Source organism: Parapedobacter lycopersici (assembly GCF_024643285.1).
GTDB lineage: Bacteria > Bacteroidota > Bacteroidia > Sphingobacteriales > Sphingobacteriaceae > Parapedobacter > Parapedobacter lycopersici.
On record NZ_JAMSLW010000005.1, the window covers coordinates 55,149 to 81,433 of the forward strand.

Genomic DNA, 26,285 nt, shown 5'->3' on the forward strand with positions numbered 1-26,285 from the left:
TCTTTTTACTTTCCGTTCACTTTGTGCCAAATAGACACCTGGTTACCAAATATCTTGGAGAATCCCTTCACATCATCGCCCGTCCACGTATTATTCATTTCACCATAACTGCCAAACTTGCTCGACATCAAGTCATGTGCGGATTCAATGCCGATCACGGTAAACCGATAGGGGTTCAGTTCGACGAACACCTTACCACTGACTGTCTGTTGTGCTCGTTCCAGGAAAGCTTCAATATCGCGCATCACCGGGTCATGCATCTGCCCTTCGTGCATCCAGTTACCGTAAAATGCTGCCAGCTGGTCTTTCCAGCTCAGCTGCCATTTAGTGAGTGTATGTTTTTCCAGGGTATGATGCGCTTTAATGATAATCAACGGAGCAGCAGCCTCGAACCCTACGCGTCCTTTAATGCCAATTATGGTGTCACCCACATGAATATCACGTCCGATACCGTAAGGCTGGGCAAGGGCCTGCAATTCCTGGATGACTTTCACCGGACCAATCCGGTTGCCGTCCAGTGCCACGGGTTCGCCGTTTTCAAAATCAAGGGTGATACGCCGCGGCTGTGTAGAAGTAGCCGGAGTCGGCCAGGCTTCCTCCGGCAGTGTGTCATGCGACGTCAGTGTTTCCTTCCCGCCTACGGATGTACCCCAGATTCCTTTGTTGATCGAATATTTAGCCTTTTCCGCATTAAATTCAACACCGTGCTTATGCAGGTATTCTATTTCGGCTTCCCGGCTCAGTTTGAGGTCCCGTATCGGGGTGATGATCGCTACATTCGGGATAAGGGTGTTGAAAATCATGTCAAACCGTACCTGGTCATTTCCCGCACCCGTGCTACCGTGGGCGACATATTCCGCTCCGATCTTCTTGGCATAATTGGCAATTGCCGTTGCCTGGCTTACCCGTTCAGCGCTTACGGAAAGGGGGTATGTGGCATTTTTAAGTACATTGCCAAAAATGAGGTATTTGATACTGCTCTCATAATAGTGCTGTGTTTCGTCCACCACCGCATGTGATTTTACACCCAATGCATACGCCCGCGACTCGATTTGCGCCAGTTCTTCCTCAGAAAATCCGCCCGTATTGACAATAACGGAATGGACTTCCAACCCCAGGTCCCGGGATAGATAAATGCAGCAAAACGAGGTGTCCAATCCTCCACTGAATGCTAAAACAACTTTCTTCATTTACTTTACATTAAGCAGTGCCCCAAAAGAGGCAATTTTACAAATTAGTATAATTCGGTCCATCACACCGTCCTCGGATGGCGAGTAATAAATGCCGAAACCATTTTTTTGGTCGATTTCCAAAGTTTTGCCTCAATCCTTTTCAGCAAAGATGATTTCTTCGTGATCTGTTTCAGCCGTTCTTTCGCTTTGGCTTTCATCTCAATGCGCTCACGCAGCTCCTTCTCCTTTTCCACCGGGTCCCACAACATGGCCGTACACATACAGTTTTTACGCTGCTTCATGGTCAGGATATCGTAATTGACGCAACTCTGGCAACCTTTCCAGAATTCCTCATCCTGTGTCAGTTCCGCATAAGTAACCGGCTCATATCCCAAATCGGAATTAATCTTCATCACTGCCAATCCCGTCGTGAGTCCAAAGATCTTGGCTTTGGGATATTTTTCCCTGGAGAGCTCGAAGATACGCTTTTTTATGGCTTTAGCCAACCCCACCTTCCGAAATTCAGGATTGACTACCAAGCCGGAGTTGGCCACAAAATCGCCATGGCTCCATGTCTCAATGTAGCAGAAACCTGCCCAGGTGCCGTCCCGGCGTAAAGCAATAACAGCCTTGCCTTCCTGCATTTTATTGGCAACATACTCAGGACTGCGGCGAGCAATCCCCGTCCCGCGCGCCTTGGCTGATTCGGCCATCTCGTCGCAGATCTGCTGTGCATACCCGACATGTTGGTCGGTTGCAGGTATAATTACAAAATCTGAAATTTCCATTGGAATAAACGACCCCAAAAATTAGAAACGATCAACATCAGTTGTGTTTCAGTACGAAAAGAATACATTAAACTCGTTGGTATTGTACGGCAATCGGACTTTATGCCATACACTTGGAGAGGAATGCCCCACTTACTAAGCCCGGGGCAATATGGGTCGTCGGAGCCGGAGCACCGGTCTTTCGGCAGTATAAAATTCACAAAAAAGGCCATTGATGCTGTGCTGTGGGCAAAACATGTGAGCGGACAGTATGATTTTTTTTGTGTTCATTTCAAATTGTATTACAGTCAAAACCGTAATGTAAGATGCAAAAATATGAAACAATTTTCTTTTTCCACAAGATTTATTAAACATTTAACAAAAACAATGCCGCTCCAGTGCGTATCCCGTTAATCGCATTTGGATACCGTCAGTTTTCTTCCGACCTTTGTTCATTCGCCCGCGCTGTCGCAGGTCATATTACAATTTTAAGCAGATGACATCAACCAGTTGGTTTTTCATTTTGATTTTTGCCATTCCGCTGATCGCTTTTCTTATCTGGCTTGTGAAGCAGGATAAACGGAAGGGCATATGGGGAATTATCATCGTTATTCTCTTAACGATTGGTGCCATCTTCGCCTCTTCCAGGGCAAGTAAAAATGCCGTAACCGGCTTTGAGCTACGAAAGAAAGAAGCGCAGCAAAAAAGTCATGAATAGCAGCCCGCTAACCCGCCGATTTATCATATTTTAACAAACTACTTAGCGTAATTACAATATATTTGCTGATATCTAAAAGTACCATACTATATGGCGTTTCGAAATTTGCTTCATCTCCTCCTTGCAGTTAGTATCCCTTTAACTTCACTTGGACAATCCAAAGACACCCCCCCCCCGAACTGGTTTAACCTGGACCTTGAACAGGACGGCGTTATGGGCATCAGTACGGAAAAGGCGTATAATTTGTTGCTGAAAGACAAAGAAAGCTCGCCTGTTGTAGTTGCGGTAATCGACGGCGGCGTTGATGTCCAACATGAAGACCTTAAGGATATCATCTGGGTTAATGTACAGGATAGTGCGGCTACAGGTTCCGATGCGGACGGTAACGGTTACATAAACGATAAATACGGCTGGAATTTCATTGGTAATGCAAACGGCGAAAACGTGCACTACGACAACCTCGAAGTGACCCGCCTTGTCCGTGAACTGGAACCCAGGTATGTATCGGTACTGCCTTCCACTGCCCTTGATGGCGAAGAGCGCCGCGAATTTGCCGAATACCAAAAGATGGTCACCTATTACGCCAACAAAACACAGGAGGCCCGGATGGGACAGATCAGTTACCTGGGTTTAAAGCGCGCCGTAGACTCTATTGTCAATAAGATTGGTAAGGAAAATCCTACGGCTGCCGACTTCGATGCCTATAAATCCAATGGCGACCTCGAAAGAATGGCGTTGCACGTGATTAAAAAGGAATTAAAGGACGAACCTGACTTTTCGAAGTTTTACAAACAGGTCACCGAAGGGGTGGAGTATTTTAATAACCAGGTAAACTACCACCTCAACAAAGAATTCGACCCCCGCCATATCGTGGGTGACGATTATGAGGATAGCAGTGATCGGTACTACGGCAATGCCGATGTCACCGGTCCTGATGCCGATCACGGCACACACGTCGCAGGTATCATTGGAGCCGTCCGCGACAATGACATCGGCATCAAAGGTGTGGCGGATAACGTTCGTATCATGGTATTGCGGACCGTTCCCGATGGCGACGAACGGGATAAAGACGTTGCTAATTCGATCCGGTACGCCGTGGAGAACGGCGCGAAAGTCATTAATATGAGTTTCGGAAAAGCGTTCGGCAAGGATAAACAGGCGGTGGATGACGCGGTCCGGTTTGCGGCGGAAAACGACGTACTGTTAGTGCACGCTGCGGGGAATGATGGTCAAAACAATGACGAAACCCCCAATTTTCCAAACCGGAATTACGTGGATAGCCTGGGCATCAATAAAGGCGAAGCACCAACCTGGATTGAAGTGGGAGCCAGTCAATGGACTAACGACGGCGACCTGGTCGCTTCGTTCTCCAATTACGGACGCCGGTCTGTGGATGTCTTTGCCCCCGGGGTTAAGATCCATTCCACCATGCCGGGATCTACCTATGAAGACCAACAGGGCACCAGTATGGCCGCTCCTGTGGTAGCGGGACTGGCCGCCTTGATCCGTTCTTATTATCCTGAATTGCCAGCCACCGAGGTCAAACGCATCATTATGCAATCGGTAACGCGAGTCAATCAGCGTGTAAAGGTAACCGGACCCGATGGTCGGAATATGCGTGTATCCATGAACGACATCTGTGTGACCGGAGGCGTGGTTAATGCCTATAAAGCAATCCAGTTGGCCGAAGCGGCCGTATCAAAGGGCCGTAGGTAGATAAAAGCAACCAAAAAACGGCGGCTGTCATACTATTCATCCGTTAATGGCGTTATACGTTATACATGCCAAACAACGGCTTATGACAGAAACAGATACTACTAAAACAACTCCTACACATGTTGTCATCAAAACATTAAGCCAGGAAAAATCCCAACTTGACGCTGACGACAAGGTGTTTTATGATTTTCTTAAGTACCGCATGGATGCGCTGCTGCGAAAACCACGGGAGGAAAGCATTCACAAAGTCCTTGCTTATTCCAATAACCAGCGAACGCGCTGAAAGGTGACTTTCCTGCGCGGGGTTGCCAATTCGTCGTACGCAATTGGAACAGGCGGATTGATCTCTCGCAACACCAGTTGATTTTTGCGCCGGATCTTTACATTTGGCGTTGGAAATAAACCGGCTTTTCGGTAAGTTTGGCTATGCTCAAAAAAGACCGTTACCGCGCGTTTGTGGACTATTTCTCCACGCATAATCCGGATGCACAGACCGAGCTGAATTACCACAACCCGTATGAGCTGCTCGTGGCCGTCATACTCTCGGCCCAATGCACGGATAAGCGGATTAACCAGGTGACCCCAGCCCTATTTGCACGCTATCCCGATGCCGAGACCCTTGCAGCCAGTTCAGTCGATGAAGTCTATTCTTATATCAAAAGCGTAAGCTATCCAAACAATAAAGCAAAGCACCTGGTTGGCATGGCGCAGAAACTACTGGCTGATTTTAACGGCGTTATTCCCGAAGAAGTAAACGACCTGCAAAAGCTGCCCGGCGTGGGCCGGAAGACAGCCAACGTCATTGCATCGGTCATTTACCAGGCCCCCGCTATTGCGGTGGATACCCACGTGTTCCGGGTAGCCAACCGGATCGGGCTGGTTGATGCCAAGACACCGTTGGCGGTGGAAAAACAACTGGTCAAGTATTTACCCCGGGAAACACTTGCCATCGCGCATCACTGGCTCATCCTACATGGACGATATGTCTGTATCGCACGGAAACCGAAGTGCGAGGAATGCCCCATCACCTGGATGTGCCGGTATTATGAACGGAATCGGATGCCGGGAACGAAACGGAAAAAGGCGGTTGGCGAACCCCAGTAGGTTATCAGCCTCCTGAAAACGAAAAAAATTAGTAAAATAAAAATACAAACCTTACCTTTGGACAAACAATTACTAAAGTTATGAGTAATCAAGACAAGTTAAAAGCGCTGCAGCTCACCCTGGACAAACTGGAGAAATCATATGGCAAGGGTACCATTATGAAGTTAGGTGATGCAGCCGTTGAGCCAATCGACTCCATTTCCACCGGCTCCATTGGTTTAGATATCGCATTGGGAATTGGCGGGGTACCGAAAGGCCGTGTCATTGAAATTTATGGCCCGGAATCGTCCGGTAAAACCACCCTGGCTACCCATATTATAGCAGAAGCGCAGAAGAAAGGCGGCATTGCCGCCATTATCGATGCGGAACATGCTTTTGACAAATATTACGCACGCAAACTCGGTGTGGATATCGAGAACTTATTGATTTCCCAACCGGACAACGGGGAGCAGGCACTGGAAATTGCCGACAATCTGATCCGCTCCGGAGCAATCGATGTAATTGTCATTGACTCTGTTGCCGCATTGGTGCCCAAAGGGGAAATCGAAGGGGAGATGGGCGACTCGAAGATGGGACTCCAGGCGCGGTTAATGTCGCAGGCACTGCGTAAACTCACCGGTACCATTTCCAAAACCAACTGCTGCTGCATATTCATCAACCAATTACGTGAAAAAATTGGCGTGATGTTCGGTAACCCCGAAACCACAACCGGCGGTAACGCACTTAAATTCTACGCATCCGTACGTCTTGATATCCGGCGCATGGCGCAGATTAAGGATGCCGATGAGGTAGCCGGAAACCGCGTAAAAGTGAAGATCGTCAAAAATAAGGTAGCGCCCCCCTTCCGTATTGCGGAATTTGACATCCTATTTGGCGAAGGCATTTCCAAGGCAGGCGAGATTATCGACCTCGGCGTCGATTTCAACATCATTAAAAAATCCGGTTCCTGGTTCAGCTATGGAGATACCAAGCTTGGACAGGGTCGCGACGCCGTGAAAAGCCTGTTGCTGGACAACCCCGACCTGATGGATGAACTGGAAGGTAAAATCAAGGCCGAAGTTTCTGCAGAAAAACTGGAAGAATTATAGCCTTTATATGGTGGGCGTTTTGCCGCCATCCACGGGTATGCTCGTCCCGGTCACGTATGATGCCGCCGGAGAGGCCAGGAAGGCAACGACCTGAGCAATTTCCTCCGGCCGGCCAATGCGCCGGAGTGGTATACCCATTTCCATTTCTCCCCTCACTGCAGTTAATCGCTGTCCGCGCTGCGTTGCCAAATGCTCCAATAGGCCGGTAAGCCGGTCGGTATCGGTATACCCCGGCAGGACATTATTCACCGTAATCCCGTACTGCCCCACTTCATTGGCCAAAGTTTTAGCCCACGAAGCAACGGCTCCGCGAATGGTATTGGATACGCCCAGATTGGGCAATGGTGTTTTCACTGACGTGGAAATAATATTAATAATGCGTCCGTAGCCTGTTGTTTCCATGGATGGAAGTACGGCCATGGCCAACCGTTGGTTACACAGCACGTGTTGCCGGAAGGTACGCTCAAACGCTTCCAGGGTGGCATCCTGCAATGCACCCGGTGCAGGCCCGCCGGTATTATTTATCAATATTTCAACCGGATAGTCCCGGACAATCCGGTCGATTGCCTGTCCTACCGATTCGATGTCACTGAAATCAGCTACTGCATAATCATGCCGTTGTCCATCGGCATCTGGCAATGAGGCGACAGCCTGTTGTAGTTTCTCTTCATTCCGGGCCAGCAAAATACAAGTGGCACCTAACCCGGCGAGCACCCGCGCCACCTCCAGGCCGATACCCTGCGTACTGCCGCACACCACGGCATATTTGTTCTCTAATGTGATCTGCATAATTAATAATCTCCAATGAATAAAGATAAAACCTAACTGTCAAAAAAAGAATTTTTACATCATTTCATCATTAATACTGCATATCCGATAAAAGGAAGACTTTCGGGAACCACCCGAAAATGACTAACCACAGTCTGCCTATCGCTTGCATATTCAGTCAACTTTCCCTAAGTTTGAGTAACATAACCCTAATAACCAATTATATGGCGTTGTACACGGGTACAACGGCCGGCACTGACATTATGTTTCAATATGATGACTAATCAAGCAAAAACCGGCATTATCGCCTTAGCGGTGCTACTTTATACCGGGTGTACCGGCCCCACGCATCGGACCGGACACACTGAAATCATGAAATGGCCGCAGGGAAAAAAAACAGCAGTATCCATTACCTACGATGACGGGTCAATCAATCAGTTCAAAAAGGCAATGCCCATTATGAACGCGCTGGAACTGCCGGGCACATTTTTTATCATTACCGGCCAGATTCCAGGATCCAGTTACCAGGGCCGCTTTATCGGCCGGCCGGTAGCCGAAATAATTGCGGAAACCGCTAAAGTAGCCACCAATAAACAAAATTTCTTTGAACGCACCTCTGCTATTGCCTTTGCGGGATACAAAGGCGGATTAACCTATCATACCCAGGCAGGCGGTCGGTTTGAAGCGGGCGATACAACGGCGGCTTACCAAGTAATAGATGAAGCATATAGCCGGATCAGGAAGGGCGAACTGCCTTCCGGAAGCGAACAAAGCAATGAAGTATCGGAGGCCGCAGGCATTACCTGGGATGATCTTAATACGTTTGCTGATCAGGGCCACGAGTTTGGAAGCCATACCGTTACCCACCCTTATCTCGCCGTACTCGATGAGGAAAACATGCTGTACGAACTGGAAAAGAGCAAAGAAGACATATTAACGCATCTTGGTCCCGCCCATACGTTCTCGGCCGAGGGGCCTTACGGTACCGAAGATCCCCGGGCAGTTGAACACATCAACCGATTATACCCCGCGGCAAGAAACCGGATGCCGGAACCCTTTCTGGAAGAACTGAACCGCGGAAATAAAACCTCCCCAACACGATATGCCGATAAGGAATACGTACAATGGCAACGCGGAGCCTACACCCGGACAACCCTTGCCGAAATGAAAGCATGGGTGGATACAGCGACAACCCAGGGGAATATTTGGCTGGTATTGGTTTTCCATGGAATAGACGGCATCGGCTGGGAGGCAGTAGACAGTGAATTACTTAATACGTACTTCCAGTATATCAAGGCAGAAAATGACGCCTGGGTTGCTACATTCGGAGATGTTGCCCGATACATGAGGCAACGGATGGATGCTACGGTCGACACCGAAATAGACGATACCCGCGTTACGGTCAGGCTGACCCATCAGCTGGACACTTCGAAGTACGCCATACCGCTTACCCTAAAGACCTATCTTCCCGCGGAGCTCGGCACGGCCGGTAACACCGTAAAAGTCAGGCAGGGAAATAAGGAACAATTGGTCCCGGCGGAGCAGGACACCGCAGGGGTATATGTGCAATATGCGGCCCATCCAAACCAGGCACCTATCGAGATTACCAAACCATAGCCCATGTCCGTTACTCCTCCCTCCGTTTCTACACGCATTGCGTCCATCGATATCCTCAGGGCATTGACCATGGTGCTGATGATTTTTGTAAACGACCTTTGGTCTCTAAACAATATTCCCGATTGGCTGGGGCATGTCGAACGGGGTGTCGACGGCATGGGATTGGCAGATACTATTTTCCCAGCTTTTTTATTCATCGTCGGCATGTCATTGCCTTTTGCCATACGCGCGCGGAGAAAACAGGGAGCAACCCCCTGGCAACTGGTACAGCACGTCCTGGTCCGCACCGTCGCGTTGCTCGCAATGGGTGTATTTCTGGTCAATGGCGAGTCGATAAATGCGGCAGCCATGCCAATTCCGCGATGGCTATGGAACCCGCTATGTTGCATCGCCTTCATCCTCATCTGGAACAGCTATCCGAAGACGTTGTCGAGGTCGTTGGTTTACGGGCTCAAGGGTTTAGGGATTGCGACGTTGCTTGTGCTTGCCGTGATCTACCGCGGGGGCACGCCTGAAACATTACAATACTTTGCCCCGAAATGGTGGGGAATATTAGGGCTTATCGGGTGGTCATACCTGGCAAGCGCGCTGGTTGTCATACTTTCCGGAGACCGCCTGGCCGGACTCCTTATCGGATGGCTATTATTCGCCGTATTGAGCCTCTGCTCCGCTGCGAATTTAATACCCACAGGAGGCATCTTCTCACTGATACCCCATGCAATCCTCGGCGGTACACTGCCTGGACTCGCCATGGGCGGCGTATTGACAGCCGTTACATTCCGCCATTATCAAAAACAGCAACGCCAGGTAAAGATGACCCTGATTTTTATCCTGGCAGCGGCAGTCCTCGTTGCGCTGGCCGGGCTTACGCGCCCTTACTGGGGGATCGCCAAACTGGGTGAAACCCCCGCGTGGCTATTCCTTTGCAGCGCGATCACCCTCCTGGCCTTTGTAGTGATTTACTGGATTGCCGACGGTTATGGAAAGCAGAACTGGTTTAATTTGATCAGGCCCGCCGGAACCGACACGCTGCTGTGTTACCTCATTCCTTATTTGCTCTATGCGTTATTCCGGCTGGTCAATTTCAGGTTTCCTCCGGAGTTATTAACCGGTGCGGTCGGGTTGGCCAAGTCGCTCGCACTGGCCATGTGCTGTGTCTTTATCACGCACGGATTAAATAAGGCAGGGATCCGTTTGAAGCTATAGTCGGGCTATTCGACCACGTGCCGCAGGATATCGATATACAATCCGATACCCGCTTCGATTTCATCGATATAAATAAACTCATCGGCCATATGCGACCGGGCGGAGTCCCCCGGGCCCAGCTTTAGCGAAGGAATATCCAGCAACGCCTGATCGCTGGTTGTCGGGGATCCGTATGTTGTACGCCCCAATGCCATCCCTGCCATTACCACAGGGTGCTCTTTGGAAATGGACGAGGGTTTCAGCCGCGTGGACCGCGGCTTTACTTCGCAGGACACGTGCTGCCGGATGATATCCAGTACCTCCTCATTGCGGTAAGCGTCCGTCACCCGGACATCCACCACAAATTCACACCTAGCGGGCACCACGTTGTGCTGGGAGCCTGCGTGTATAACCGTAACGCTCATCTTAACCGGGCCAAAGGCATCCGATTCTTTGGGAAAGCGATACGTGTTAAACCACTCGATATCTTTAAGTGCCTTATATATGGCGTTATCCCCCTCTTCGCGTGCCGCGTGTCCGGCCTTGCCGTGCGCCACGCAATCCAGCACCATCAGTCCGCGTTCGGCAACGGCCAGCTGCATCAGCGTAGGTTCACCTACAATAGCGAAGTCCAGCGGCCCTAAATCAGGGACGATCAATTCCAGGCCGTTAAGACCCGAGATTTCCTCTTCCGCCGAGGCTGCCAGGCAGAAATTATATTTCAGGTTTTCCTGAGCATAAAAATGCAGAAATACAGCCATCAGGGAAACCAGGCACCCTCCGGCATCGTTACTCCCAAGGCCGAACAATTTACCCTCCTCCACATCCGGAGAAAACGGGTTCCGCGTATAACCGCTATTCGGCTTTACTGTATCATGATGCGAATTGAGTAATATGGTGGGCTTCGCAGTGTCGTAATGCTTGTTATACGCCCACACATTGTTGCACTTGCGATGTGTCTTAACCCCCCGCTGCTGCAGGAAACGCTCGATGGTATCCCCCGTTTGATTCTCTTCTTTGCTAAACGATGGAATCCGAATCAGGTCCCGTAACAGATCCGTGCTATCCCGCACCAGTTTTTCCCGATCAATCATGGTATAATTCGCCTGCCTTAAGCGCAGATAATTTGATGCCTTTGATGAACGCCGAACTGAACCCGTTGTGTTCCATTTCATTCAGCCCTGCTATCGTGCAACCCTTTGGAGAAGTTACTTTGTCAATTTCACGCTCGGGGTGGCTTTGCGTCTGCAGTAACAGGTCGGCTGCGCCCTTTGCCGTCTGCACAGCCATCTTAAGCGCATCGTGGGCATGAAAACCAATTTCAACCCCGCCCTGTGAAGCCGCCCGTATGCTCCGCAGGAAAAAGGCGATCCCGCACGCGCACAACGCCGTAGCAGACGTCATGAGGTCCTCGTTGATGGTGACCACCAAACCCACTGTTTCAAACATCCTGGTGACGCGCTCCAGCTGTTCTTCGGCAGCGTTGTCGGAGGCAATGCAGGTCATGGACTGGCCAATGGCAATCGCCGTGTTGGGCATCACCCGGATTACCTGCACATGATCACCCAACTCCCGGCGGATGTCCGCACAGGTCACGCCGGAAATCACCGATACCACAATCTGCTTTTCAGGCACAATCGCAGCCGAGATCTCGTCCAGTACTTTCTTTAACTGTTGCGGAAGTACCGCAAGCACAATGACATCGGCATCATAAATTGCCGCTTTGTTATTGTCACTAACCTTAAATCCCTTCGCTGCTTCTTCGGAAAGTGATTTCAGGTTCCGGCGGGTCAATGTGATTTCCTCCGCATGGCAATACGCTTTATCAACCAGGCCCCTGGCCAACGAAAGGCCGATGTTTCCGCTCCCGATAATGGTTATGTTGTTCATTGCAGTATGATGATTAATCAAATATTCGTTTATTCAACCATGCGTGTCCCGAATTTCTGCTGTGCCAGCAACTGCAGGTCGTCCGCGCTGCCCACATACACTTCGCTGACCCCTTTTGAAATCGCTTCAAACGCATTGTGCAATTTAGGGATCATGCCATCGGCGATGACGCCCGTTGCTTTCAGCTGTTCAAATTCGCCTGCGGGGATTTCCGGTATGACCGAATCGGCATCTTCGATATTCCGCAGCACGCCCTTTTTCTCAAAACAATACACCAATGACGTAGGATACATTCCCGCCATCGCCACCGCCAGCGCGGAGGCAATGGTGTCCGCATTCGTATTCAGCAGCTGGCCCTGTCCGTCGTGTGTAATGGCCGAAAAGACAGGGGTAAAGCCATCCTCCAGTAAGTTGGCCAAACCCGTGGCATTTACCGAATCCACATGCAGGTCGCCCACCCATCCGTAATCGATATCCCTGACCGGTCGCTTTACGGCGGTAATGCTGTTTCCATCGGCGCCACTGAGCCCGATGGCATTGCAGCCCTTTGCCTGCAGCGTGGCAACAAGCTGTTTGTTGGTTAATCCGGCATACACCATCGTTACCACACGGAGCATCTGCTCATCGGTAATGCGGCGGCCATCCACCATGCGGGCCTGGATACCCAGGTCGGCCGCCATCCGGGTTGCGATCTTGCCACCTCCATGCACCAGGATTTTCCTTTCGGGGAGCGCCGCAAATTTTTCCAGGAACCCCGCTAACTGGTCCGGATCGTCAATTACATTTCCACCGATCTTAATAATGAATAACCTTGACGAAGTCATCGTGTTCTTGTCCATTTTACTATTTATACACCAGCCCCTAAGGGCGGTTACAACTGTTCCAGTATGCGTTTTAGTACGGTCTGCGCAGCCCATACCCGATTTCCCGCTTCCTGGATCACCAGTGAATGAGGACTGTCCAGCACGTCGGATGCCAGCTCCAGATCCCGGCGTACCGGAAGGCAATGCATTACCTTAGCTTCATTGGTTATATCCAATCGCGACCGGTCCAACAGCCAATTTTCATTGACGGGAATGATTTTCCCGTAATCGGTGTAAGACGACCAATTCTTCACGTAAACAAAATCCGCCCCAGTCAGCGCATCGTCCAGGTTATGGGTAACGGCGGCACCAGCTGTAAATTGAGGTGCAAGCGCGTAGCCCTCGGGATGCGCAATGGTAAACTCAACGAGCCCCTCCTCCTGCGCACGGCACATCCATTCCGAGAAGGAATTGGGTACCGCCTGGGGCAGCGCTTTCACGTGGGGAGCCCATGCCAGCACCACCCGGGGCTTAGCCGGTTGCTGCCAGTGCTCACGGATGGTAATCAAATCAGTAAAGCTTTGCAGCGGGTGCCGCGTTGCGCTTTCCAGGCTAACTACCGGTACCTGGCAGTATCGCATAAACTTCTTAAAGTAGTCCTCGCTGTAATCTTCTTCCCGGTCCTGCAATTTCGGAAACGATCGCATGCCCAGAATCTCACAATACTGGCCCATTACAGCGGCAGCTTCCCGGATATGCTCCACGGTGGTCCCGTTCATGGTTACGCCTTCGCGGGTTTCGAGCGTCCAGCCGTCTTTGTCCATATTCATCACCATCACTTCCATTCCCAGGTTTGTTGCCGCGCGCTGCGTGCTCAGCCGTGTACGTAAGCTGGGATTCAGGAAAATCAATCCCAGTGTTTTCCGTTTACCCAACTGTTCATGGGCAAAGGGATGTTGCTTTAACCAGAGTGCCTCGTCTACGATGCCTGACAGGTCATCGACATCGGCCACCGAAAAAAATTGTTTCATTGATCAATTAATTTAATTCCATTCCGTGCTACAATGCACTAAGTCTTTCCTGCAGTGCCTCCAGAAAATGGTCGGCATGGGCCTGTGTTATCCCCAACGCCGGAAGCAGCCGAATGACGTTCGGTTTAGCTTCGCCCGTGAAGATACGGTTTTTGGCCAATAAATCTTTCCGGACCCCTGCGAGCTCCTCGGGCAGATCGATCCCGATCATTAAACCCCGTCCCCGCACTTCCTTCACCCGGTCAAACTTCCGCAGCTCGTTTACGAGGTAGTCACCCACCCGTCCGGCATTCGCGATCAGCTGCTCCTGCTCAATCACCTCCAATACAGCCAGTGCAGCAGCGCAGGCCAGGTGATTGCCGCCAAAAGTCGTCCCGAGCATGCCATACCAGGGTTTGATATTTGGCGAAATGGCAATACCTCCTATCGGAAATCCATTACCCATGCCTTTAGCCATGCTATAGATATCAGCCTCGATCCCCGCATGGTCATGCGAGTAGAACTTACCCGTACGTCCGTAACCACACTGCACCGAATCAGCAATGAACACCGATCCATATTGCGTCGTCAGCGCCCGGATTTTCCGGAGGAAACCGTCGGTAGCCACCCGAATACCGCCAACACCCTGGATCCCCTCGATGATCACGGCCGAAACCGTTTCACCATAGGCAGCAAAAGCCTGCTCCAGCGCAGTCTCGTCATTAAAGGGCAAGAACACCACGTTTTCCGTTTCGTTGACCGGCGCTACAATCTTCGGATTATCGGTTGCTGCCACGGCAAGCGAGGTACGCCCGTGGAACGCGCCGCTGAATGCAATTATCTTCTTCCTTCCATTATGAAAAGAGGCCAGTTTCAACGCATTTTCATTTGCTTCAGCGCCGGAATTGCAAATAAAGAGCTGATAACCTTCTTTCCCCGAAGTCTTGCCGAGGCGTTGTGCCAGTTCCCGCTGCAGCGGCATTTCCACCGAATTCGAGTAGAAACCGATCTGCTGCAGCTGATCGGTAATGCGTTTTACATAATGGGGATGCGTGTGTCCGATGGAAATAACGGCGTGACCGCCGTATAAGTCCAGGTATTCATTACCCTGGGCGTCCCAGACGGCGCTACCCTGCGCCTTTACAATTTCGACGGGATTAAGGGGATAAACATCAAATAGATTCATTTCTTTTTTAGATAATCGTTAACAAATGTACAATATTGACGAAGACAACATCAACTAAAAAGCAACAAAAAACCCGTTTTTTGATTCCAAAAAACGGGTTGTCGCTCATGCCTTTCGGCATTACTTATTCTTCATCTTTATCCTTCTTGGGCGTTTCTTCCGTTTCTGTGGATTCCGCTTGTTCAGCTGCCGCTTCCGCTACAGGAGCCGCTGCTTCCGGTACTTCTGCTACAGGAGCTTCCTCAGCTGCTGCAACGTTCGTTTCCACTTCAGCCTGTGCTGCGGCCGGTTTCTTTTTACCTCCGCGTCGTCGGGTACCCTTCCGATCAGCAGTTTCTCCGCCTTTCTTGTAAACCTCATTATAGTCAACCAGCTCGATAAACGCCATTTCCGCGTTATCACCTAACCGGTTTTCCAGTTTAATAATCCGGGTATATCCTCCTGGACGATCCGCCACTTTTTCTGAAATTTCACGGAACAGAATCGTAATGGCATCCTTGTCCTGCAAGTAGCTGAATACCGTACGCCGCGAATGCGTCGTATCATTTTTCGATTTCGTAATCAGGGGTTCTACATATTTACGCAGGGCCTTCGCCTTTGCCAATGTAGTGGTAATGCGCTTGTGCTTAATCAGCGATGTAGCCATGTTTGCCAACATCGCATTACGATGACTTGCTGTGCGGCCTAAATGGTTGAATTTTTTTCCGTGTCTCATTGTACTTTGTTAATTTGTGCATACCGTCCCCGATACAATCGGAGGGAATTATGCAACAGGTCGCTAAATATTGTGCCACCTGGGTGGCGTTGTTATTATTCTTCGTCGAGTTTGTATTTGCCCAGGTTCATACCAAAAGACAATCCCTTTGACTTCACCAATTCCTGGATTTCACTCAATGATTTTTTACCGAAGTTCCTAAACTTCAACATGTCTGCCACATCATACGTTACCAGCTCAGCCAGCGTGCGGATATCCGCAGCTTTCAGGCAGTTCAGTGCGCGTACCGACAGGTCTAAGTCGACCAGCTCCGTTTTGAGGATTTTACGCATGTGCAGAATCTCTTCGTCCACTACCTTCGTCTCCTCTTTCGCCTGCGATTCAAGCAGCATGTTTTCATCCGAGAACAGCATGAAATGCTGGATCAGGATTCGCGCGGCATCTTTCAATGCATCTTCCGGATGAATAGAGCCATCCGTAGTGATATCCAGCAAAAGCTTCTCATAGTCGGTCTTTTGCTCAACCCGGAAATTCTCGATGGTATATTTTACGTTCTTGATCGGGGTAAAGATAGAGTCTACTGCAATCAGTCCCACCGGGCCGTCCGCCACCTTATTTTCCTCGGCATTAATATAGCCGCGTCCTTTGGCAACGTTGATCTCAACTTCAAGGGTAACCGAATTCTCCAGATTACAGATAACCAGGTCTGGATTCAGCACCGTGAAATTGGTGGAGAAGTTGGTAATATCACCGGCGCTCAATTGGGTCTGTCCATTGATTACCATGAAAATTTTCTCCGAATCACCCAATTCACCGGTTTTCTTGAACCGTACCTGTTTCAGGTTAAGGATGATCTCCGTAACGTCTTCCACCACACCCTTAATCGTCGAGAACTCATGCGATACTCCCGAAAAACGAATCGACGTAATTGCATATCCTTCCAACGAGGACAATAAAATACGGCGTAAAGCATTACCAATGGTCACACCGAAACCCGGTTCCAATGGCCGAAACTCAAACGTGCCATCAAAGTCCGTGGACTTCTGCATGATAACTTTATCGGGTCTTTGAAATGCTAAGATTGCCATTATTTCTTCTTAAGTTGTTTACACTAAAACTAAAAACTAATTGTTATACACGAGGAAAAGCACCTGATCATACCGACGTGTGCTATTCCCCTGCATTACTTATTTCGAATACAATTCGACAATTAAGTTTTCTTTTATATTCTCGGGGATCTCCGAACGCTCCGGGTAATTCAGGAATTTTCCGCTCAATTCATTGGCATCCCATTCCAGCCAGCTGAATTTATTGATTTTCCTTCCGGCTACCGCGTTGGTGATTGCTTCCAGTGACTTAGAACGTTCGCGTACCGTTACCACATCGCCGGGGCGAAGGCTGTAAGACGGGATATTAACCACTTCACCATTTACGGTGATGTGTTTGTGTCCGACCAGCTGGCGTGCTGCCGAACGGGTGGGGGCAATGCCCAAACGGTATACGGTATTATCCAACCGTGCTTCCAGTAATTTCAGGAAAACCTCACCGGTGATACCTTGCTTGGAAGAAGCTTTCGCGAACAGATTGGCAAACTGGCGTTCAAGTACGCCATACGTATATTTCGCCTTTTGCTTTTCCAGCAACTGGACGGCATATTCCGATTGTTTACCCCGGCGGCGCGAAGCACCGTGTTGTCCCGGAGGATAGTTTTTACGTTCTAATGCTTTATCAGGTCCGAAAATAGGTTCCCTGAACTTACGTGCGATTTTGGACTTTGGTCCTGTATATCTGGCCATATTACCGTTGGATTTAAAGTATCATGCAGCCTGTAGCTGATGAATCTTAGCTTTAAAAAATATATTACTTGTTTGTTTATACCCTTCTGCGTTTCGGAGGGCGGCATCCGTTATGCGGAAGCGGGGTGATGTCCTTAATGGTAGTCACCTCAATTCCTGAGCTTTGCAGCGTACGGATAGCAGATTCACGTCCGGCTCCCGGACCTTTTACAAACACCTCTACCTTACGCAGGCCCAGGTCATGTGCAACCTTACCGCAATCCGAAGCCGCTTGAGAAGCTGCATACGGAGTGTTTTTCTTAGAACCCCGGAAACCCATTTTACCGGCACTTGACCATGAGATGGTCTGTCCCTGGCTATTGGTAAGGGTGATGATGATATTATTAAACGTAGCATTAATGTGGGCCTCGCCAACCGGCTCAATCGCCACAACACGCTTCTTGCTTACTTTTTTACTCTTCGCCATTGTATTCAATTATTATTTGGTCGCTTTCTTCTTGTTTGCAACGGTCTTACGTTTTCCTTTGCGTGTACGCGAGTTGTTCTTCGTCCGCTGTCCCCGAACAGGCAGGTGCTTACGATGACGGAGGCCACGATAGCAGCCGATATCCATCAGACGTTTGATATTCAATTGAACCTCAGAGCGAAGCGCTCCTTCGACTTTGATCTCTTCGTTAATGATATTACGGATAGCCGAAAGCTGTTCGTCATCCCATTCCTGTACCTTCACATCGTAGTCGATGCCGGCTTTGTTCAAAATACGTTGGGCGGTTGAACGGCCAATTCCGTAAATATACGTGAGGCCAATTTCCCCTCTCTTGTTTTTAGGTAAATCTATACCCGCGATCCTTGCCATATATTTCTTAAGCGATTATTATTGTTAATTAACCCTGGCGTTGTTTAAACTTCGGGTTCTTCTTATTGATTACAAATACTTTGCCTTTGCGACGGATGATCTTGCAATCCGCGCTGCGTTTTTTTATGGATGCTCTGACTTTCATGATCGTTTATTATTTCATATCAAACGCCACTTTTTATTTGTAGCGATATGTAATTCTTCCTTTTGTCAAATCGTAAGGCGACATCTCCAGCTTAACCCGGTCGCCCGGTAAAATTTTGATGTAATGCATGCGCATTTTACCCGATATATGGGCGATGATTTCATGTCCGTTTTCCAATTCTACACGAAACATCGCATTGGAAAGCGCTTCTTTGATAACTCCGTCTTGCTCAATCGAGGATTGTTTCGCCATATAGTCTTGATTATTATCTGATTATACCCCCGCACAAACAGGGATGCAAAGATAAGCAAAAAAAACGCAATGTCAATTGTTTTTACTCAAAACTTCTTCAATATAAGCAAAAGTGGTGAGGACATCCGGCTCTCCCTTCTTTATCGCCACCATATGTTCAAAGTGCGCGGAAGGCTTGCCGTCCGCTGTACTCACCGTCCATCCATCGTCCCAGAACTTCACGGCCGCTTTTCCGAGGTTAATCATCGGCTCAATACAGATGACCAGTCCCTCCTCCAGCTTAACACCCGATCCCCTTTTACCGTAATTGGGTACCTCAGGTTTTTCATGCAACTTATAGCCTACCCCGTGTCCGACCAGTTCACGGACAATCCCGTAACCATACTGGCCCACATGCTCCTGAACAGTGTAAGCGATATCGCCAACCCGTTTTCCGGTTACGGCCTGTTTAGTAGCCAGGTTGAGCGATTCCAGTGTTACGCGAAGCAGCTGGCTGACCTCGTCACTCACTTCCCCCACCGCAAACGTATAAGCGGAATCGCTGATGTAATTATTCAGCTCCACCCCACCATCTACCGATACGATATCGCCGTCACGTAACTCATAGTCTCCCGGAATGCCGTGTACTACCTGATCGTTGACCGATATACAAAGCGAATTAGGGAATCCCTGGTAATTCAGAAATGCTGGCCGGCCGCCGTGATCGTGAATGTAATCGTAAGCGAGTTTATCCAGCGATCCGGTGGTAATACCGGGCCTGATTTCCTTTGCTATTTCACCAAGCAGTTGGGAAAGTACGGTAGCCGCCTTACGCAACTGCTCAATATCTTCAGCCGATTTGTAGTAAACTTTAGACATGCTAAAGGCTATATCACCGACTGTGTCGGTCCGGAAGCCACAGCGGATGTACGTCCCTTAATCCGGCCTGTCTTCATCAGTCCGTCGTAATGACGCATCAGCAGGTGGCTTTCGATCTGCTGCAGTGTATCCAATACCACACCCACCAGGATCAACAGGGATGTACCGCCGTAAAAATGTGCAAACTGCTGGTTAACACCAAAAAGACTTGCAATAGCGGGTAATATCGCAATGATCGCCAAAAAGATGGCGCCGGGCAGGGTAATCTTCGAAATTACACTGTCAATGAAATAGTTCGTTGCATGTCCCGGTTTTATACCCGGAATAAAACCACCGTTTTTCTTCATGTCTTCCGACATCTGCTGCGGATTAACCATGATTGCCGTATAAAAAAACGTAAAGGCAATGATTAAAAAGGCAAATGTCACATTATAAGCCACGGAGGTATAGTTGCTCAGCGAAGTCAGGAATGACGACTGCAGGTCAGGGAAAAACTGGCTCAGGCTCATCGGCACAAACATAATTGCCTGGGCAAAAATGATCGGCATTACCCCGGCAGCGTTTACCTTCAGGGGGATATACTGCCGCACTCCGCCATATTGCTTATTTCCCACGATTTTCTTTGCGTACTGAACCGGTATTTTGCGCACACCCTGTACGATCAATATGGTAAAGATCACCACAAAGAACAACGCAACAAACTCCAATAGCAGGGGAATAGGTCCACCGCCACCGGTGCTCATCCGGGAAAACCATTCCGCGGTAATCCCGCTCGGAAGCTGTGCAATAATCCCCACCATGATAATCAGCGAGATTCCGTTTCCAATTCCCTTATCGGTGATTTTCTCACCCAGCCACATCACAAACAACGTTCCGGCCGTCAGTACAAACGCTGACAGGATCGTAAACATCGGGTCGCCGATCATCTTCGCTGCGTCGTCTATCTGCGTACGCACGTAGGCGATGGATTGTACCAGCGTAATCGCCAGTGTCAGGTAACGCGTGATCTGCGTCATCTTCTTCCGGCCGCTTTCACCCTCCTTCTGCAATTTCTGGAAATACGGTACCGCAATGCCCAGCAGCTGGACAACGATAGACGCCGAGATATAAGGCATTACCCCCAGCGCAAAGATGGCCGAACGGGAAAATGACCCACCGGCAAACATGTCCAGCAGCCCAAGCAGGCCTTCCTTAGCTTCCGTTTTCAGCGCATCCGGGTTAACGCCCGGCAATACAATATGACAACCGATACGGTATATCAGAAGAAATAAGAGCGTATTCAGGATACGCGTTCTTAAATCATCAATTTTCCAAATATTGGTTAAGGTTGTGATTAGCTTCTTCATGTATTAAAGTTTTACAATCGAGCCCCCTGCTGCTTCAATCGCTTGTTGCGCAGTGGCAGAAAATGCATGCGCGGTCACTTCAACTTTTGATTTCAATTCGCCCCGTCCCAGAATCTTCACCACATCATTCTTAGAAACCAAACCATGTGATTTGAAGGTGTCGAAATCGATGGAAGTCAGGTTATACTTTTCCACCAGGCTCTGCAATACGTCGAGGTTAACACCCACGTATTCCACCCGGTTCGGGTTCTTAAATCCGTACTTCGGCAAGCGGCGCTGCAGGGGCATCTGGCCACCTTCAAAACCGATCTTGGTGCTGTTACCGGAACGGGAGCCCGCTCCTTTGTGTCCGCGGGTAGATGTACCACCGCGGCCTGACCCTGTACCACGGCCAATACGCTTTTTGTTCTTTACCGATCCTTCTGCGGGTTTTAGATTACTTAAGTTCATCTTTACAATTCACGTTGTGCTGCATCTTCGCTTTCACTATACAGATGCAGCGATTAATGGTTAACACCGAGAAAAGAGGGAATCTCTTTTCTCGTGTGCCGGTTTTATACTTGCTCTACGGCTACCAGGTGATTTACCTTACGTACCATACCGATAATGGATGGTGTAGCCTCCACTTCCACACTGTGGTTGATTTTGCGCAACCCCAGGGCTTTGATGGTTCTTTTTTGGCGTTCACTACGATCGATGACGCTCTTAATCTGGGTGATCTTGATTTTTGCCATGATGCTTATCCGTTAAATACCTTATTTAAATCAACACCGCGCTGTTGGGCTACGGTACGCGCATCGCGCATTTTCAGCAACGCATCGATGGTTGCCTTAACTACGTTGTGCGGGTTGGACGATCCCAGCGATTTTGCCAATACGTCGGTTACCCCGGCACTTTCCAATACGGCACGCATTGCACCGCCGGCCAGTACACCCGTACCGTGAACCGCTGGTTTGATCAGCACATTGCCTCCGGCGTATTTTCCGCGTTGCTCATGTGGTACGGTTCCCTTGATAATGGGCACCTTAATCAGGTTCTTCTTCGCATCGTCTATGCCTTTCGTGATGGCTTCCGTCACCTCTTTGGCCTTTCCCAGTCCGTATCCTACCACACCCTGCTCATCACCTACAACCACGATAGCCGAAAAACTGAACGTCCGGCCGCCTTTGGTTACCTTCGCCACACGCTGGATGCTTACTAAGCGATCTTTTAATTCGATCTCGCTCGATTTTACTCGTTTTATATTGCTTAATGACATTTCCTGATGATTAAAAATCCAAACCGGCTTCGCGGGCGCCATCTGCCAGTGATTTCACACGGCCGTGATACAAGTACCCATTACGGTCAAAAACTACTTTACTGATTCCTGCTGCGATTGCCTTCTCTCCGATCAACTTACCAACTGCCTTGGATTGCTCCACCTTGTTGCCTGTAGTCGAAAAATCCTTTGCCAGGGATGAAGCCGACACCAGGGTTACTCCGCTGATGTCATCAATCACCTGTGCATAGATTCCTTTATTGCTCCGGTATACCGATAAGCGTGGGCGTTCAGCAGACCCGGCAAGGCGCTTCCGGATGCCTTTTTTGATTCGCTCCCTACGCGATAATTTTTTTCCTGCCATGACAATTACTATTTTTTAGCTGCTGATTTACCTGCTTTACGACGCAGCTGCTCACCAGCAAATTTAATACCTTTTCCTTTATATGGTTCAGGCGCGCGCAATGAACGGATCTTTGCGGCCACTTGTCCCAACAACTGCTTGTCTATCGACTCCAACGTGATCGTCGGGTTTTTACCCTTTTCCGCTGTGGTTGATACTTTCACCTCTTTCGGGAGGATAAGTACCACCTGGTGTGAAAATCCCAGCGTGAGATCCAGCGTGCTGCCCTGTGCAGAAGCCCGGTAACCTACACCCACCAATTCCTGGACAGTTTTGTATCCTTCGGTTACACCAACGACCATATTATTCAGCAGTGAACGGTACAAGCCATGCAGTGCTTTATGTTTTTTCTGTTCGGTTGGGCGCTTGACCAACAGCTGGCCGTCTTCCTGTGTTACGGAAATGGCCACGTCCACCTGTTGTGTTAATTCGCCTTTCGGTCCTTTTACCGTTACCAGGTTCTTATCTGATACGGAAACCGTCACGCCTGCGGGTATCGTGATCGGTGCTTTTCCAATTCTTGACATCTTACGTGCTCCTTCTGATTAATATACGTAACATAAAACTTCACCACCCACATTCTGAAGACGTGCTTCTTTGTCTGTCATTACCCCTTTCGAGGTAGACAGGATGGCTATACCAAGCCCGTTCAGTACGCGCGGTATGTTGTCTACTCCTGCATATTTTCTCAGACCAGGCTTGCTCACACGTTTCAAGGTGCGGATAGCTGGAATCTTGCTGATCGGATGATACTTCAATGCAACTTTGATAGTGCCCTGCACGGTATCGTCGTCAAATTTATAATTTGCAATATAACCCTTATCGAAGAGCACCTTGGTGATCTCCTTTTTCAGGTTCGATGCAGGAATTTCAACAACCCTGTGGTTGGCCTTGATGGCATTCCTTACTCGGGTAAGGTAATCCGCTATTGGATCTGTATTCATTTGTATGATTTAATTATGATAACGGTATCCGCCGGCCACCGCGGCCATCGGACCTATTATCGGTTAAAATGCAATTAATTTACCAGGAAGCTTTCTTTACCCCCGGGATTTTGCCTGCCAGGGCCATTTCACGGAAAGTTACCCGCGAAATACCAAACTGGCGCATGTATCCTTTCGGCCGGCCGGTGAGCTTGCAACGGTTGTGCAGGCGTACAGGAGAGGCGTTCTTAGGCAACTTGTCCAGCGCCTCGTAATCGCCTGCTGCTTTAAGTGCAGCCCGTTTTTCCGCATATTTCGCCACCAGTCTCGCGCGCTTTACTTCGCGCGCCTTGATTCCTTCTTTAGCCATTCGTAGTAGTATTTTGATTTTTAAATGGTAATCCGAATTGTTTCAACAGCTCCAACGCCTCTACGTCAGTCTCGGCACTGGTTACAAAGGTAATATCCATTCCCTGAATCTTGTTGATTTTATCAATATTGATTTCCGGGAAGATAATTTGTTCCGTGATACCCAGTGTATAGTTGCCGCGGCCGTCAAAACCTTTGTCGTTGATGCCGCGGAAATCGCGGATACGGGGCAGTGCCACCGCTACCAACCGGTCCAGAAACTCATACATTTTGGTGTCGCGGAGCGTCACCTGCACCCCGATCGGCATTCCTTTACGGAGTTTGAAGTTAGACACGTCCTTTTTGGACCGCGTAGCAACTGCCTGCTGCCCAGTGATCAGTGTCATTTCGCCAATTGCGTTGTCAATCAGTTTCTTGTCGGCAGTTGCCGCGCCAACTCCCTGGCTGATGGCAATCTTTTCCAACTTCGGAACCTGCATGACGCTTTTATATTGAAATTTCTCTTTTAGCGCCGTACGGATTTCTTCCTTATACTTTGTTTTCAGTCTTGGTATGTAAGTCATTAGTCGATCTCCTCCCCTGATTTTTTTGCAATGCGTACAACTTTCTTTTTGCCGTCTACTTCTTTTACCTTCCGTCCGATGCGGGTAGGCTTGCCCGACTTAGGGTCGAGAAAAGCCAGGTTGGAAATATGAATGGCCGCTTCTTTTTCAACGATACCGCCATTCGGGTTGGCCGCATTTGGCTTGGTGTGTTTCTTTACGATATTTACGCCTTCTACAATAGCCCTGTTCTCAGCTACCAGCACCTGCAGTACCTTACCCTGAGCGCCTTTGGAATTACCGGAAATGACTGTCACCAAATCTCCCGTGCGGATCTTGATTTTATGCGTTGATGTTTTTGTCTGTCCCATGATTATAATACCTCCGGTGCTAATGATACGATTTTCATGAACTGCTTCTCACGCAATTCCCGTGCTACCGGGCCAAAGATACGCGTTCCCCGCGGTTCATCCTGATTATTCAATAATACCGCAGCATTGTCGTCGAAACGGATATAAGAGCCATCCTTACGACGGATTTCCTTTTTCGTACGGACAACCACTGCTTTGGAAACCGTTCCTTTTTTGATGTTTCCTGAAGGCAAAGCGCTTTTCACGGTTACAACAATCTTATCGCCAATCGATGCATAACGTTTGCCTGTACCGCCCAACACCCGGATCACTAAAACTTCTTTAGCTCCGCTGTTGTCGGCCACATTGAGTCTTGATTCCTGTTGTACCATGTTACTTAGCCCTTTCTAAAATTTCAACTAAACGCCAATTCTTGGTTTTGCTCAGTGGACGCGTTTCCATGATCAACACCGTATCGCCGATACCGCAGGTGTTCTCTTCGTCATGAGCCTTGAATTTGGTAGTTTTTTTCACGAACTTACCATAAATAGGGTGTTTCACTTTACGTTCAACAGCCACTACGATGGATTTATTCATCTTGTTGCTTACTACCAAGCCGATTCTTGTTTTTCTTAAATTTCTTTCCATTTCGACTTTGATGTTTATGCCTCAGCGGCTGTTTCGGTAGTTGCGCTGGCCGCCTTTTCGGCGTTCCTGCGCTTCGTCAGCTCGGTCAGCAACCGCGCAACATTCTTGCGGGTTTGCTTAATCCGGTTCGGATTCTCTATCGCGGAAACAGCATGTGCAAATTTCAATTTCGTGAGGGTAGCCTTTTCATCTGTGATCTTGGCCACTAATTCCTCTGTTGACAATTCTACGATTTCTGAATGCTTCATTTTGTTTAATTGTAATACCGGATATCTTCCATTTCGATACGGCACCTGCCGGTAACGGCGGCAGGGCCAATGGCAGACAGCGCCAGTTGCCTTTATGGGTTATACGTAATCTCTACGTAACACAAACTTTGTCTGTACCGGCAGCTTCTGTGCAGCTAGGCGAAGTGCTTCCTTGGCTACTTCCAGGGGAACTCCCTCTGCCTCAAACAGCATCCGTCCGGGACGGACCACGGCTACCCAATACTCCGGGGCACCTTTACCTTTACCCATCCGCACTTCAGCAGGCTTCTTGGTTACAGGCTTGTCGGGGAAAACGCGGATCCATACCTGTCCCTCCCGTTTCATATAGCGGGTCACCGCAATACGGGCCGCTTCAATCTGGCGGCTGGTAATCCATGCGGGCTCCATTGATTTGATACCGAACGAGCCAAAAGCCAACTCCGACCCACGGGTCGCGTTGCCTTTCATTCGGCCCTTCTGCATCTTCCTGAACTTTGTTCTTTTTGGCTGTAACATGTTCGTATCTTACTTTATGCTGCGTCGCGCAGCTGT

37 protein-coding genes are annotated in these 26,285 nt (G+C 49.2%); 7 read left to right on the top strand and 30 right to left on the bottom strand.

Annotation, left to right across the window (positions count from 1 at the left end; genetic code table 11):
* Positions 1 to 5: 5 nt before the first annotated feature.
* Both argG and NEV57_RS11250 read right to left on the bottom strand, forming a co-directional pair.
* Positions 6 to 1,190 (bottom strand): argininosuccinate synthase, encoded by a 1,185-nt coding sequence (argG, locus tag NEV57_RS11245; RefSeq protein ID WP_257658428.1) that lies wholly within the window; start codon positions 1,188 to 1,190, stop codon positions 6 to 8.
* Positions 1,191 to 1,252: 62 nt separating this feature from the next.
* On the bottom strand, positions 1,253 to 1,960 hold the full coding sequence (locus NEV57_RS11250) for a GNAT family N-acetyltransferase (protein WP_257658429.1): 708 nt from the start codon (positions 1,958 to 1,960) through the stop codon (positions 1,253 to 1,255).
* Positions 1,961 to 2,435: 475 nt separating this feature from the next.
* Between NEV57_RS11250 and NEV57_RS11255 the strand changes: the two genes are divergently transcribed.
* From NEV57_RS11255 to recA, 5 genes are all read left to right on the top strand, one after another.
* Positions 2,436 to 2,657 carry a hypothetical protein gene (locus NEV57_RS11255; RefSeq protein ID WP_257658430.1) on the top strand — a complete coding sequence of 74 codons (222 nt, stop codon included), beginning with the start codon at positions 2,436 to 2,438 and terminating at the stop codon, positions 2,655 to 2,657.
* Between the two features lie 90 nt (positions 2,658 to 2,747).
* Entirely contained in the window at positions 2,748 to 4,373 is a 1,626-nt protein-coding gene (locus tag NEV57_RS11260; RefSeq protein ID WP_257658431.1) for a S8 family peptidase, read from the top strand.
* 82 nt (positions 4,374 to 4,455) lie between these two features.
* Entirely contained in the window at positions 4,456 to 4,656 is a 201-nt protein-coding gene (locus tag NEV57_RS11265) for a hypothetical protein (RefSeq protein WP_257658432.1), read from the top strand.
* Positions 4,657 to 4,799: 143 nt separating this feature from the next.
* The gene (gene nth / locus NEV57_RS11270) at positions 4,800 to 5,477 is read left to right on the top strand and encodes an endonuclease III (protein WP_257658433.1); all 678 of its coding nucleotides are present in this window, start codon (positions 4,800 to 4,802) and stop codon (positions 5,475 to 5,477) included.
* An 80-nt stretch (positions 5,478 to 5,557) separates the two neighbouring features.
* The gene (gene recA / locus NEV57_RS11275; RefSeq protein WP_257658434.1) at positions 5,558 to 6,565 is read left to right on the top strand and encodes a recombinase RecA; all 1,008 of its coding nucleotides are present in this window, start codon (positions 5,558 to 5,560) and stop codon (positions 6,563 to 6,565) included.
* Between the two features lie 3 nt (positions 6,566 to 6,568).
* Here the strand turns inward: recA and NEV57_RS11280 are convergent, their stop codons facing one another.
* Positions 6,569 to 7,354: an SDR family oxidoreductase gene (locus tag NEV57_RS11280; RefSeq protein WP_257658435.1), complete on the bottom strand. Its 786-nt coding sequence runs from the start codon at positions 7,352 to 7,354 to the stop codon at positions 6,569 to 6,571.
* 252 nt (positions 7,355 to 7,606) lie between these two features.
* Here NEV57_RS11280 and NEV57_RS11285 point away from each other — a divergent pair, with 252 nt between their 5' ends.
* Together NEV57_RS11285 and NEV57_RS11290 are read left to right on the top strand one after the other, a co-directional pair.
* Positions 7,607 to 8,950, top strand: coding sequence for a polysaccharide deacetylase family protein (locus tag NEV57_RS11285; protein ID WP_257658436.1), 1,344 nt, complete (start codon positions 7,607 to 7,609; stop codon positions 8,948 to 8,950).
* A gap of 3 nt (positions 8,951 to 8,953) precedes the next feature.
* Positions 8,954 to 10,156, top strand: a complete 1,203-nt coding sequence (locus tag NEV57_RS11290) for a heparan-alpha-glucosaminide N-acetyltransferase domain-containing protein (RefSeq protein ID WP_257658437.1) — start codon at positions 8,954 to 8,956, stop codon at positions 10,154 to 10,156.
* A gap of 5 nt (positions 10,157 to 10,161) precedes the next feature.
* Here the strand turns inward: NEV57_RS11290 and NEV57_RS11295 are convergent, their stop codons facing one another.
* The 27 genes from NEV57_RS11295 to rplP all read right to left on the bottom strand — a co-directional run bounded on the left by NEV57_RS11295 (position 10,162) and on the right by rplP (position 26,249).
* A complete protein-coding gene (locus NEV57_RS11295) occupies positions 10,162 to 11,229 on the bottom strand; it encodes a M20 family metallo-hydrolase (protein ID WP_257658438.1) in 1,068 nt (355 codons plus the stop codon).
* On the bottom strand, positions 11,222 to 12,025 hold the full coding sequence (proC, locus tag NEV57_RS11300; protein ID WP_257658439.1) for a pyrroline-5-carboxylate reductase: 804 nt from the start codon (positions 12,023 to 12,025) through the stop codon (positions 11,222 to 11,224). Before proC ends, NEV57_RS11295 begins: the two co-directional genes overlap by 8 nt.
* A gap of 29 nt (positions 12,026 to 12,054) precedes the next feature.
* The gene (argB, locus tag NEV57_RS11305; protein ID WP_257658440.1) at positions 12,055 to 12,864 is read right to left on the bottom strand and encodes an acetylglutamate kinase; all 810 of its coding nucleotides are present in this window, start codon (positions 12,862 to 12,864) and stop codon (positions 12,055 to 12,057) included.
* 32 nt (positions 12,865 to 12,896) lie between these two features.
* Complete coding sequence (locus NEV57_RS11310; RefSeq protein WP_257658441.1) at positions 12,897 to 13,859, bottom strand: Rossmann-fold NAD(P)-binding domain-containing protein; 963 nt, start codon at positions 13,857 to 13,859, stop codon at positions 12,897 to 12,899.
* A 28-nt stretch (positions 13,860 to 13,887) separates the two neighbouring features.
* Positions 13,888 to 15,024, bottom strand: a complete 1,137-nt coding sequence (locus tag NEV57_RS11315; RefSeq protein ID WP_257658442.1) for an aspartate aminotransferase family protein — start codon at positions 15,022 to 15,024, stop codon at positions 13,888 to 13,890.
* A 124-nt stretch (positions 15,025 to 15,148) separates the two neighbouring features.
* Positions 15,149 to 15,739, bottom strand: a complete 591-nt coding sequence (gene rplQ / locus NEV57_RS11320; RefSeq protein ID WP_257658443.1) for a 50S ribosomal protein L17 — start codon at positions 15,737 to 15,739, stop codon at positions 15,149 to 15,151.
* Between the two features lie 95 nt (positions 15,740 to 15,834).
* Positions 15,835 to 16,827 (bottom strand): DNA-directed RNA polymerase subunit alpha, encoded by a 993-nt coding sequence (locus NEV57_RS11325; protein WP_257658444.1) that lies wholly within the window; start codon positions 16,825 to 16,827, stop codon positions 15,835 to 15,837.
* Between the two features lie 99 nt (positions 16,828 to 16,926).
* Entirely contained in the window at positions 16,927 to 17,535 is a 609-nt protein-coding gene (gene rpsD, locus NEV57_RS11330) for a 30S ribosomal protein S4 (protein WP_257658445.1), read from the bottom strand.
* 76 nt (positions 17,536 to 17,611) lie between these two features.
* Positions 17,612 to 18,001, bottom strand: a complete 390-nt coding sequence (rpsK, locus tag NEV57_RS11335; RefSeq protein WP_257658446.1) for a 30S ribosomal protein S11 — start codon at positions 17,999 to 18,001, stop codon at positions 17,612 to 17,614.
* Between the two features lie 12 nt (positions 18,002 to 18,013).
* Positions 18,014 to 18,391, bottom strand: a complete 378-nt coding sequence (rpsM, locus tag NEV57_RS11340; RefSeq protein WP_257658447.1) for a 30S ribosomal protein S13 — start codon at positions 18,389 to 18,391, stop codon at positions 18,014 to 18,016.
* A 28-nt stretch (positions 18,392 to 18,419) separates the two neighbouring features.
* Positions 18,420 to 18,536 carry a type B 50S ribosomal protein L36 gene (gene ykgO, locus NEV57_RS11345; RefSeq protein ID WP_013665024.1) on the bottom strand — a complete coding sequence of 39 codons (117 nt, stop codon included), beginning with the start codon at positions 18,534 to 18,536 and terminating at the stop codon, positions 18,420 to 18,422.
* 33 nt (positions 18,537 to 18,569) lie between these two features.
* Complete coding sequence (gene infA / locus NEV57_RS11350) at positions 18,570 to 18,788, bottom strand: translation initiation factor IF-1 (protein ID WP_013633164.1); 219 nt, start codon at positions 18,786 to 18,788, stop codon at positions 18,570 to 18,572.
* A gap of 72 nt (positions 18,789 to 18,860) precedes the next feature.
* Positions 18,861 to 19,646, bottom strand: coding sequence for a type I methionyl aminopeptidase (gene map, locus NEV57_RS11355; protein ID WP_257658448.1), 786 nt, complete (start codon positions 19,644 to 19,646; stop codon positions 18,861 to 18,863).
* Positions 19,647 to 19,654: 8 nt separating this feature from the next.
* Entirely contained in the window at positions 19,655 to 20,992 is a 1,338-nt protein-coding gene (gene secY / locus NEV57_RS11360; RefSeq protein WP_257658449.1) for a preprotein translocase subunit SecY, read from the bottom strand.
* Between the two features lie 3 nt (positions 20,993 to 20,995).
* On the bottom strand, positions 20,996 to 21,442 hold the full coding sequence (gene rplO, locus NEV57_RS11365) for a 50S ribosomal protein L15 (protein WP_257658450.1): 447 nt from the start codon (positions 21,440 to 21,442) through the stop codon (positions 20,996 to 20,998).
* Positions 21,443 to 21,546: 104 nt separating this feature from the next.
* On the bottom strand, positions 21,547 to 21,726 hold the full coding sequence (rpmD, locus tag NEV57_RS11370; RefSeq protein WP_257658451.1) for a 50S ribosomal protein L30: 180 nt from the start codon (positions 21,724 to 21,726) through the stop codon (positions 21,547 to 21,549).
* A 5-nt stretch (positions 21,727 to 21,731) separates the two neighbouring features.
* Positions 21,732 to 22,250: a 30S ribosomal protein S5 gene (gene rpsE, locus NEV57_RS11375; RefSeq protein WP_257658452.1), complete on the bottom strand. Its 519-nt coding sequence runs from the start codon at positions 22,248 to 22,250 to the stop codon at positions 21,732 to 21,734.
* Between the two features lie 10 nt (positions 22,251 to 22,260).
* Positions 22,261 to 22,614 (bottom strand): 50S ribosomal protein L18, encoded by a 354-nt coding sequence (gene rplR / locus NEV57_RS11380; RefSeq protein ID WP_257658453.1) that lies wholly within the window; start codon positions 22,612 to 22,614, stop codon positions 22,261 to 22,263.
* Positions 22,615 to 22,622: 8 nt separating this feature from the next.
* A complete protein-coding gene (gene rplF / locus NEV57_RS11385; protein WP_257658454.1) occupies positions 22,623 to 23,180 on the bottom strand; it encodes a 50S ribosomal protein L6 in 558 nt (185 codons plus the stop codon).
* An 18-nt stretch (positions 23,181 to 23,198) separates the two neighbouring features.
* A complete protein-coding gene (gene rpsH, locus NEV57_RS11390) occupies positions 23,199 to 23,597 on the bottom strand; it encodes a 30S ribosomal protein S8 (protein WP_257658455.1) in 399 nt (132 codons plus the stop codon).
* Positions 23,598 to 23,676: 79 nt separating this feature from the next.
* A complete protein-coding gene (gene rpsN / locus NEV57_RS11395; protein ID WP_257658456.1) occupies positions 23,677 to 23,946 on the bottom strand; it encodes a 30S ribosomal protein S14 in 270 nt (89 codons plus the stop codon).
* Positions 23,939 to 24,508 (bottom strand): 50S ribosomal protein L5, encoded by a 570-nt coding sequence (gene rplE / locus NEV57_RS11400; protein ID WP_307876432.1) that lies wholly within the window; start codon positions 24,506 to 24,508, stop codon positions 23,939 to 23,941. Before rplE ends, rpsN begins: the two co-directional genes overlap by 8 nt.
* Entirely contained in the window at positions 24,508 to 24,858 is a 351-nt protein-coding gene (rplX, locus tag NEV57_RS11405) for a 50S ribosomal protein L24 (RefSeq protein ID WP_307876433.1), read from the bottom strand. Before rplX ends, rplE begins: the two co-directional genes overlap by 1 nt.
* 2 nt (positions 24,859 to 24,860) lie before the next feature.
* Entirely contained in the window at positions 24,861 to 25,229 is a 369-nt protein-coding gene (rplN, locus tag NEV57_RS11410) for a 50S ribosomal protein L14 (protein WP_066006038.1), read from the bottom strand.
* 1 nt (position 25,230) lies between these two features.
* Positions 25,231 to 25,485 carry a 30S ribosomal protein S17 gene (gene rpsQ, locus NEV57_RS11415; RefSeq protein ID WP_134091323.1) on the bottom strand — a complete coding sequence of 85 codons (255 nt, stop codon included), beginning with the start codon at positions 25,483 to 25,485 and terminating at the stop codon, positions 25,231 to 25,233.
* Positions 25,486 to 25,499: 14 nt separating this feature from the next.
* Complete coding sequence (rpmC, locus tag NEV57_RS11420) at positions 25,500 to 25,733, bottom strand: 50S ribosomal protein L29 (RefSeq protein ID WP_257658457.1); 234 nt, start codon at positions 25,731 to 25,733, stop codon at positions 25,500 to 25,502.
* A gap of 99 nt (positions 25,734 to 25,832) precedes the next feature.
* Entirely contained in the window at positions 25,833 to 26,249 is a 417-nt protein-coding gene (gene rplP / locus NEV57_RS11425; RefSeq protein ID WP_257658458.1) for a 50S ribosomal protein L16, read from the bottom strand.
* Positions 26,250 to 26,285: the final 36 nt, after the last annotated feature.